This is a genomic window from Citrobacter sp. Cf116, assembly GCF_030336505.1.
In the GTDB taxonomy this organism is placed as follows: Bacteria; Pseudomonadota; Gammaproteobacteria; order Enterobacterales; family Enterobacteriaceae; genus Citrobacter; species Citrobacter freundii.
Window position 1 is genome coordinate 1 of record NZ_JAOWEQ010000039.1, and the last position, 9,711, is coordinate 9,711.

Here is a 9,711-nt window from a genome sequence, read left to right on the forward strand (position 1 = left end):
TTGATATTTCAGTCGTGAAATTATTCACGATGTCGAAATGGTTAAATATTGTTCATCATCATGGATAACGAACTGAAAAACCTTCGCCTCAATATCAATCAGCTGGCAGCGGTGACCGATCTTCATCGTCAGACGATCTCCAGCAGGCTGAATAACGTTGAGCCTGCTCCGGGCAGTAATTCTCGTCTCAAGCTTTATTCTGTTGTCGATATTCTCCGGGAACTGCTGGGCCGGACCACGGCACCCGAGCTGGTGGATATCGATAAGATGTTACCGCCGGATCGTAAGGCATGGTTTCAGTCTGAACGCGAGAGGCTTAAATTCCAGCAGGAAACAGGTGAGTTAATCCCGGCATCGACAGTGACCCGAGAATTTTCATCGATGGCAAAAGCCGTCGTTCAGGTGCTGGAAACGCTGCCGGATATTCTTGAACGTGATTGCGCGATGACGCCTGCAGCTGTCGTTCGGGTGCAAAAAGTCATTGATGACCTGCGAGATCAGATAGCCCTGAAGGTTGAGCAGGCAGATACACCGGAACAGGAGGACAGTTCGCCAGAAGAGGAGTAAGCCATGCGACAGGCCACGGCGGCGGAGCTAAGAAAAAACACTGCCGGGATCATCAGAGCACCGCGCCGAATGCCTGTAGCCGAAGCCGTACATAAATATATGCGTGTTCCGGTCGGTGTGGGTAACTCCGTTGAGTGGGATCCTAATCTTGCCCCTTATGTTGTGGAGCCGATGAACTGCCTGGCATCACGCGAATATGATGCTGTCATTTTTGTTGGCCCTGCCCGAACGGGTAAAACCATTGGTCTGATTGATGGCTGGGTGGTGTACAACGTTGTCTGCGATCCGTCTGACATGCTCATCATTCAGATGACGGAAGAAAAAGCGCGTGAACACTCAAAAAAACGTCTGGCCCGAACATTTCGTGTCAGCCCGGAGGTGGCATGCCGGCTGAGTCCTTCACGCAATGACAACAACGTCCATGACCCCTTTGCAAACAATGGCATGCCTCTGCAGCAGGCCTGGCTGGGGGCTGCACCTGATACGGGCCGTAATCACGTGGATGACTATCAGCTTATCTGGGAGGCTCAGCCCCATGAGTGATATAGCAGGCGACCTGCAGCGCAGACTGGCGAACCTTGTCCGGCGCGGCGTTATCCACTCCGTCAGGCACGATCGCATCCCAAAATGCCGGGTGGATTTGGGGGATATCATCACGACCTGGCTGCCGTTGTGCCAGGGGTTTTCAGGAACTAACCGGGCGGATTCAAATCCTTATGCCGTGGGGGATGCGGTTACGGTCCTGTCCGAGGCCGGAGAGCTCAACAACGGACGGGTGTTTCCCGGCTGGAACACGGGAAAGCTGCCGGTGCCAGAAGGAAGTGACAGCGAGCACATTACCCGTTATAGCGACGGGACCGAGATCCGTTATGACAGGAACGCGCATGCCCTGACGATTACGCTGGCTGATGGCGGAACCTACAAAATTGTCGGTAAAGGCACGCTGGATGGTCCGGTTGAAATTACGGATACCCTGACAGTCCAGGGCAAAACCCAGATTAATGCTGACACGTCGGTTACAGGGAATATCGGGGCGTCAAAGGAGATAACGGATAAATCCGGCAGCATGAGCAAGATACGTGAAGTCTTTAACAACCACGATCACCGCGGCGATAGCGGCGGGCTCACCGATAAACCAAATCAGAAAATGTGACCTGCTGCGGCAGGTTTTTTTATGCCTGGAGAAAAAACATGTCTCAGTTACATGGCGTTGAAACTATTGAACTCACCTCGGGTACGGTGGCGGTTACCACGATTCAGACCGCCATTATCGGCCTGGTGGGAACGGCACCTGATGCGTCGGGGGGAACAGCCGCATCGGGATCATCCGGTACACCCATTCTCGATAACGTTATCGACTTCACTGCAACCATTAAGGGGCGGGAAGGCAATGTCATCAATGTCGCTGCGCTGGCAGGACAGCCGGCAGCCGAAAATCCTGCTGCGGTTGTGACGTCAGCAAGCTGGGATCCTGAATCGCTGACACTGAACATCACGCTGGGTTGTGATGAGCACGGTGTTATCACGGCTAAACCCGGAGACGTTGCTGAGGCTGTCGGTGGTGTTGATGGCGCAAAAGTCAGTGCAAGCGGGCGCGGTGACGGGATTATCCAGCCCTTCAGCCTGCAATTGGCGGGGGGTGAAGATGAACCCTTTCCGCTCAATACGCCGGTGGCGGTCGTCGGCACCACGCTGTTATCCCGCCTGGGTGAAAAAGGTACGCTGAAACAGGCACTGACAGACATTAACGATCAGCGTAATGCGCTGACGGTGGTGGTGCGTGTGGCAGATGAAAACGATGTGGCAAAACGACGCGCTGCGGTACTGAAGGGGATCGGCACCCTGTCTTCAGCGAAATCTGTTACCACGTACCAGCCGCGTATTGTGATAGCGCCGGGATTCAGTGAGGACGATGCGGTTGGTAAGGGGCTGGAAACCGTGGCCGGGAAATTGCGCGCTGTTGCATATGTTGACTGCGCCTCCGGTGCGACGCTGCAGGAAGTGGTACAGCGCCGCCAGTCCTATGGCGCACGAACTGAACTGTTGCGCCCGCGGGTCCAGGCGAGCGATGCAGATGGCCAGCTGGTTTATCGCCCTTACTCTGCGTTTGCTGCCGGGTTGCGCGCCCGCATCGACTTTGAAAAAGGCTGGTGGTGGAGTAAGTCGAACCAGGACATCAACAACATCCTCGGTGTTGAGCAGATCGATGAATTTATCCTCGGGGATGAAAACTGCGACGCAAACCTGCTCAACATGCAGAACGTGTCCACCATTATCCGCCGGGCGGGTTTTAAACACTGGGGGAACCGTTTGTGTGCAACCAATCCTCAGTGGCGTTTTGAATCTGTCCGCCGTACTGCTGATGTTATTGAGGACAGCATTCAGGAAACCATGCTCGAGTATGTTGACCGCCCACTGGACCGGGAAAATGCGGATGACATTATCGGCACCATCAATGCCTATATGCGGCAACTGGTCGGTCTTGGCGCCATATTCGGTGGGCGGGCCTGGCTGGATGAAGAACTGAACACCGCGGAAACCATGGCGTCGGGTGTCCTGTACATCAACTATGACTTTGGTCCGAAATCGCCGACTGAACTTATCAGCCTGCGCGTCCGGGTGAACAATAACTATGCGCTTGAGGAGATGCTTGCAGCATGAGCGATAAAAACACACTACGCGTCTGGACCTTCTTCCGGCAGGGGATCCGTATTCAGGGGGCGCATGAATTTACGCCGCCGTCTCTGGCAATTGTTAAAACGGATTTGCGTACCGGCGCACAGGATGCGCCCACCCCGGTTGATGACGGCATGGAAGCACTGACCTGTCAGGTTAAATTTTATGGGATAGATACGGATATGCTGGCCAGCTTCGGTTTTGTCAGCGGCAACGGGCTGATCCCCCGCGTAGCCGACGCGCTGAAAGATATTCATATCAATCACATCGATCAGGTGGCGGAATCCGATGCCAACCTGCTCGCAAGGCTTGCACGTGACTACAACGCAGTGAGCAAACCATCGGGAGGCTACTGGCTTTTTTTACAGCAAGGGGCCACGGCAACGGCTTCAGGAAAACAGACTGGCGGGATCACCATCACACCGGATGAAGTATCAAACTGGTCCTACAGTGAAGGTGAGCGGGGGAGTTCGACGGGGAAAGCTACGGGTAGCGGAGGTAAAGCCAAAGAGAAAATCGGCGTGCGTTATTACGATGAGGAGGACGGCACGACAAAGACCTCCTCCGTTGAACATGATGGCCCGGCGATGACCAATCCCTATACCCAGTCGGAGAAAAACACCGCCGAGCAACAGGCAAACTCCAGGAAAACACAGGCGAAGCGTAACGAGCAGAAAATCACGCTCACGGGGCCATGTCGCCCTAAACATGTTCCGCTGACAGCAGAAGCAAGTGTGTCGACTACCGGTTTTGGTTCCCGTGAGGATCGGGCCTGGGTGGTTGAGTCTCTGGTCTTTTCTCTGACGTCAGCTGGATTCAGCTACACCTACAACCTTGTCGTGGATATTCGTAAACCCGCAGCAGCTTCGAAAAAATCAGAAAAGCAGGACAAAAAAGGCCCGTCCTACTTCGGTTAACCCTCACGCCATCCGGCGACTCAGCTACGGAATTTAATCATGAACGGTGTAAACAACCGGACCGGAAAACGCCTGTCCGGCGTCGCCCATTTGCGCCAGTCCGTCAGCGACATACTGACCACTCCCATCGGGAGCCGGGTTCTTGTCCGGGACTATGGCAGTGATCTGTTTTCGCTGGTGGATAACCCCCGGGATGATTTGACCCGACTACAAATAATCGCCGCATCAGCGACTGCACTGGCCCGGTGGGAAACGCGGTTGAAGGTAACACGTGTGCTTGTTTCCTTTCCTGAAGGGCAGTCCGGCTGTGTGCTGGATATCGAGGGGATCAACAAGGAAACCAATTTACCTGTCAGAACGGGAGACATAACGATTTATGGCAAGCAGCTATGACGTGATCAACCTGTCCGAACTGGACGTACCGGATGCCATTGTGGTGCCGGATGCGACTGAAATCTTCACCCGGTGGCTGGCGCGCCTGCGGGAACTTGATAAGCAATTTGATGCGCTGGTGGAATCCGATCCGACGTTTAAACAGGGGGAGGTGAATGCCTACCAGCTGACGCTGGCGTTTCAGCGGGTTAATGATGCCGTGCGGGCGGTATTTCTCGCGAGTGCAAAAGAGGCTGACCTTGACCAGATAGGTGCCGCATTCAACGTTAAACGGCAGGTTATTAAGCCCGGAGATCCGCTTGCCATTCCGCCAGTGGAGCCTGAACTGGAAGACGATGCGGCATTTCGTGAACGTATCCAGCTTTCATGGGCGCAGCTGAATACAGCAGGCGCGCGCAACTCATACCGCTTTCATGCGAAGTCTGCCGATACGGATGTGCTGGATGCCGATGCCTATGGGCCGGAAACCCATAACCGGCCCGGCTACGTTGATGTCTATGTCCTGTCACGTACCGGGGATGGGGCGGCGGGGCAGCCCCTGCTTGATAAGGTTAACAGCACACTGAATGCGGATGAAATCCGCCCGTTAACGGACTACGTGACGGTTAAAAGTGCCACGATTGCAAACTATGCCGTTACGGCAGAGCTGGAGATCCCGGAAGGACCAGACGCCAGTACGGTGCTGAATAATGCCATCGATGTTTTACGGTCATACACCACTCTTTCCCATCGGATTAAAACCGTCGTCCCGTTATCCGCCATTTATGCCGCGCTGCAGCAATCCGGTGTGGTCCGGGTAAGGCTGATTTCTCCGGTAGCAGATCTGGAAGCGGAACCGGGTAAAGCGCCCTGGTGTACCGCCATTAATGTCACCCGCAGGGAGGTAAGCAGCAATGACGGCTAAGTTTCGATCTCTACTACCTCCTGGTGCATTTCATGAAGAGCGGGCGCAGGAGCAGGCCAGCGCTGAGCAGATCGCCACCCTCGATACCAATATGGTGCGCAAGTCCAAAAATCCTGACACCTGTCCGGCACATCTTCTCCCCTGGCTGGCCTGGGAGCATGCCGTTGATTTCTGGGATGACGGCTGGACGGAGGCGCAAAAGCGACAGGTGATAAAGGATGCCGCTTATGTTCATCAGCACAGGGGAACGGCCGGGGCGGTACGCCGTTCTCTCGGGTCAGTGAACCTGCCCACGACTGTGGTTGAGTGGTGGGAAGACACCCCGCGCGCTGAACCTTACACCTTCCGGATCGAAGTACAGAGCAGTGAGGGGGTCAGTGACGCTCTCTATCATCAGATCCGCCAGCTTACCGAGCGGGCCAAGAACCTGCGCAGCTATCTGAGCAAAATCGATGTGATGGCGAATGTGGGTATGGATGGGGCTTTATATATTTCGGGTGCGACAACAGCGCATATCGATGTGGACATTTTTGCCGGGGAATCTCATGGCTGATTACTACTCAATTATCACAAACCGGGGTAAAGAACTGGAGGCAGAGGCGCTTGCCAGTGGTCGCCTGATTGTACTGACTCACTTTGTGGTGGGTGACAGTAATGGCAAGCAGGTTAAACCCGATCCGTCGCAAATCCGGTTGATCAATGAAACGTACCGGGGAGCTATCGCTGAGCTGGTGGTGTCCCCGGAACAGTCCACGCAGTTAATGGCAAAAATCGTCCTGCCGACCGGGGTTGGTGGATTCACCGTTCGCGAGGTCGGTTTAATGACTGACGCCGGAGAGCTTTACGCGGTGGCAAACTGCCCATCGATCGATAAGCCGGTTGGTGGTGTCAGCGTTAATATGCAGTTTCGCCTGGCGGTATCAGATACCTCAAATATCACGCTGAATGTTGCAACCGGCGACGGGTTATTCCTGCGTGTTGACCAGTACCTGAAAGAGATAAAGGCGCGGGGCGCGGAAGCACAAAAAACATCGCGTGAGTCCATTGGTGTCCTCGATAGCACATCACAACAAAGAGGGCTGGTTCAACTTAGCAGTTCGGTGAACAGCACCAGTGAAACGCAGGCCGCCACCCCGGCAGCAGTTAAGATCGCAATGGATAATGCGAATGCGCGGCTGGCTAAAGACCGGAACGGCGCGGATATACCGAATGTCGCATTATTTCTACAAAACCTTGGCCTGGTAGAAACGATAAATCGAGCAGCCGGTTCGCTGCAAAAAAATCAGAACGGCGCTGATGTACCGCAACCGGATTCGTTTGTACGTAATATCGGTGCCGGGCGAGCTTTCAGTGGCTCGGTCAGTATTGGTGGAGGCGGTAACTGGACAACAGCGGACTTTATCGTCTGGCTTGAAAATCAGGGGGCATTTAATCATCCCTATTGGGTATGCAAAGGTTCATGGTCATACGGTGATAACAGGGTTATTACGGATACGGGATGCGGGAATATCAGTCTTGCTGGCTCGGTAGTTGAGGTTATGGGAGCGCGTGGTGCGATGACTATTCGTATCACCACGCCAACCACCACAGCCGGAAATGGAACGCCTTCCGCTCAGTTTACCTACATCAATCATGGCGATGGTTACTTACCAGGCTGGCACAGGGATTTTAATACGGCAAATCCTCCTTATGAGTATTACCCCGTAGGCGCACCCATACCATGGCCTTCGGATATACCGCCTGTTAACCATGCGCTCATGCAGGGGCAATCGTTTGATAAATCTGCCTATCCATTACTTGCTTTGGCTTATCCAACGGGTGTTATTCCTGATATGCGTGGCCAGACGATTAAGGGAAACCCAACTGGTAGAGGGGTATTAACACAAGAACAGGATGGTATTAAGTGGCACGATCACGGTGCAACGATCGCAAGTACCGATCTCGGAAGCAGGGATACAACCGGGTTTGACTATGGCACCAAATCGGTATCAGTTTTTGACTACGGCACTAAATCAACAACCGGCGCAGGAGCTCACAACCACCCTATATCCGGAAGAACGCAGTTCGGTCAGGCGGGGGATGTTGTTGCTATGTCCAATACTGGCTCTGACAGAACAAACTGGGGTGCTGTTGGTGGGGTCGGTGACCACGCTCATGCTGTCGGAATTGGTGCGCATGATCACGTAGTGGGGATTGGAGCACATGCTCACTCTGTTTACATTGGCGCGCACAGCCATGGTGTGACGGTTTCACCATCTGGTCAGGCTGAAAATACTGTAAAAAATACTGCATTCAATTATTTAGTGAGGCTTGCATAATGGCTTTTAAAATGACTGACACCAACCGCATTATTACTATTTACAATCTTTCATCAGCAACGAATGAGTTTATCGGTAAGGGGGATGGGTTTATTCCGGCTAATACGGGCTTACCTGCGTATAGTACCGATATAGCACCGCCAAAAGTGAAGGCGGGGTTCGTTGCTGTTTTCGATATTCAGACCAATAAGTGGTCGCAAGTAGAAGACCACCGGGGAGAGACCGTTTATGACATCAGCACAGGTAGACCCACTGTTATTGAGACGCTGGGGTCCCTGCCTGATAATGTTGTATCAGTGGCTCCCGAAGGAGGATATGTTAAATGGGACGGCACACAATGGGTTCATGATGCAGAAGCGGAAAAAGCATTTTTTCAGGGACAGGCTGCGCAGGAAAAAGCAAACCTGTTGATGATTGCAACATCTGCTATTGCTCCTCTCCAGGATGCAGTTGATCTGGACATTGCGACGGAAGACGAATCGAAAGCACTGCTTGCATGGAAAAAGTATCGTGTAATGCTTAACCGAATTAACCCCGAGGATGCTCAAAACATCATCTGGCCTGAATCTCCATTGCCCATATAACAGACTTAAGCAAAACAATGCCGGGACTGATTAGAATCGGCATTGTTCATACCTCAATTAAAAATTATTTACCTATAAGAGAGACCTTTAATCTTCTTAATAAAGTAATTATATCTTTCCTTCCGAATAGTTTAAACAGATTAAACCAGCGGTTCTTACCCAGGTAATTTAGTTTTATTAATTTAGGGTTGTAATGATAGCACATTATAAAAACACCCTGATCGTCATCAACTATATTATTTCTGAGTGTTTTTATTTGGCACTGACAAACCAGTTTGTAAAACTCTTTCCATTTCTTTTGTGTTGCTACAACTGCCCCACCAATAATATAGGAACGATTGTTAATCATGTGGTCAAAAACCTGATGGATAGTTTTGACGGTCAAGCCTTTTTTAACTGTAAAGAAATTTACTTTGTTGCGGTCAAATGGATAATCCCATCGAGATAACCCTCTGGTTACGTCTGCACTGCGACAGTAACCAAAGTCAACCCATGCAACCATATCATCATTCACAAGATTTAACTCTATAGCTCTGTTTACAAAATATGTTTTCAGATTGCAAACCAGTGCATAGTCTGGGGACCAGTATTCGGGGTTTATCAACTGGCGAGTTTCAAGTTTGCTTATGAACTCGTTATCTTTTTGAATCCGCGCAATTCTTTTTTTGATGTGTTGAAATTTTTGATTAATATCTAAAGCCACTACAACAGTGTTTTTCCCATTTCTGATTGCTTCAATTTTTGGTTTAAGTTCACTGGATGTGAAAATGACCATGTCATTATCCAATTCAGACAGATTTTCAAAGTACTGAATATAGGTATCAGCTGTTCTCTCTAAGTGAGGAGAGAAACCTTTATTACTCGTCCAGTCTCCGCGTCCTATATCGAAAAATGCTGTAACAATGGTAATAGATGAGTTCATTTTTAAGCAATCCGTGTTTTATACCTATCCAATAACTACAAGAATGTTGAATACATATTTTTTTTGATATCAGTCACATGGAAACATTCTATCAGTATCAACATGAGGCGGGAAGCATCATGTGATATTAAAACTGATAAGCAACGGATATACAAAATAACTGGTTGTTGCAAAGGATTGTTCAATAGTTAATGATTTTCATTGGTATTATTTTTATTGAAATTGTCGCTTTGTTCTAAGATAGGATAACAATAGGTTGCTGAAGCATATCAAGCAGTGTTCCTTAGCCGATATTTTGCGTAATAACGGGAATCATTAAAGATGACCTGGCTGGCCAATTGATGGTGAACCGTAACGAGAGTTGCCGCAACCACACCGTATGCAAGAGCATGATTGCGGCCGACTGGCGAACGTTCGATAGTGCGAGTAT

10 protein-coding genes and 1 pseudogene are annotated in these 9,711 nt (G+C 51.0%); 10 read left to right on the forward strand and 1 reads right to left on the reverse strand.

Annotation, left to right across the window (positions count from 1 at the left end):
* Window positions 1-60: 60 nt before the first annotated feature.
* The 10 genes and pseudogenes from OGV74_RS16585 (at window position 61) to OGV74_RS16630 (ending at window position 8,359) form a co-directional block, all read left to right on the forward strand.
* Window positions 61-567 carry a DUF1441 family protein gene (locus tag OGV74_RS16585; RefSeq protein WP_047358011.1) on the forward strand — a complete coding sequence of 169 codons (507 nt, stop codon included), beginning with the start codon at window positions 61-63 and terminating at the stop codon, window positions 565-567.
* Window positions 568-570: 3 nt separating this feature from the next.
* Window positions 571-1,032 (forward strand): annotated as a pseudogene (locus OGV74_RS16590) (phage terminase large subunit family protein); the annotation flags it as partial.
* 70 nt (window positions 1,033-1,102) lie between these two features.
* Window positions 1,103-1,720: a phage baseplate assembly protein V gene (locus tag OGV74_RS16595; RefSeq protein WP_096879026.1), complete on the forward strand. Its 618-nt coding sequence runs from the start codon at window positions 1,103-1,105 to the stop codon at window positions 1,718-1,720.
* Window positions 1,721-1,758: 38 nt separating this feature from the next.
* Window positions 1,759-3,228, forward strand: a complete 1,470-nt coding sequence (locus OGV74_RS16600) for a phage tail sheath family protein (RefSeq protein WP_181595357.1) — start codon at window positions 1,759-1,761, stop codon at window positions 3,226-3,228.
* Entirely contained in the window at window positions 3,225-4,160 is a 936-nt protein-coding gene (locus OGV74_RS16605) for a phage major tail tube protein (protein ID WP_286521193.1), read from the forward strand. Before OGV74_RS16600 ends, OGV74_RS16605 begins: the two co-directional genes overlap by 4 nt.
* A 39-nt stretch (window positions 4,161-4,199) precedes the next feature.
* Window positions 4,200-4,553 (forward strand): GPW/gp25 family protein, encoded by a 354-nt coding sequence (locus OGV74_RS16610; RefSeq protein ID WP_016150408.1) that lies wholly within the window; start codon window positions 4,200-4,202, stop codon window positions 4,551-4,553.
* Entirely contained in the window at window positions 4,537-5,457 is a 921-nt protein-coding gene (locus tag OGV74_RS16615) for a baseplate assembly protein (RefSeq protein ID WP_181630472.1), read from the forward strand. The genes OGV74_RS16610 and OGV74_RS16615 overlap by 17 nt, the downstream gene beginning before the upstream one ends.
* Entirely contained in the window at window positions 5,447-6,010 is a 564-nt protein-coding gene (locus OGV74_RS16620; protein WP_096879015.1) for a phage tail protein I, read from the forward strand. The genes OGV74_RS16615 and OGV74_RS16620 overlap by 11 nt, the downstream gene beginning before the upstream one ends.
* Window positions 6,003-7,775: a phage tail-collar fiber domain-containing protein gene (locus OGV74_RS16625; protein ID WP_264363807.1), complete on the forward strand. Its 1,773-nt coding sequence runs from the start codon at window positions 6,003-6,005 to the stop codon at window positions 7,773-7,775. The genes OGV74_RS16620 and OGV74_RS16625 overlap by 8 nt, the downstream gene beginning before the upstream one ends.
* Entirely contained in the window at window positions 7,775-8,359 is a 585-nt protein-coding gene (locus tag OGV74_RS16630) for a tail fiber assembly protein (protein ID WP_200036198.1), read from the forward strand. The genes OGV74_RS16625 and OGV74_RS16630 overlap by 1 nt, the downstream gene beginning before the upstream one ends.
* A gap of 64 nt (window positions 8,360-8,423) precedes the next feature.
* On the opposite strand, the gene yibB is transcribed toward OGV74_RS16630, so the two are convergent.
* Window positions 8,424-9,281 (reverse strand): protein YibB, encoded by an 858-nt coding sequence (yibB, locus tag OGV74_RS16635; protein WP_200083690.1) that lies wholly within the window; start codon window positions 9,279-9,281, stop codon window positions 8,424-8,426.
* Between the last annotated feature and the right edge of the window lie 430 nt (window positions 9,282-9,711).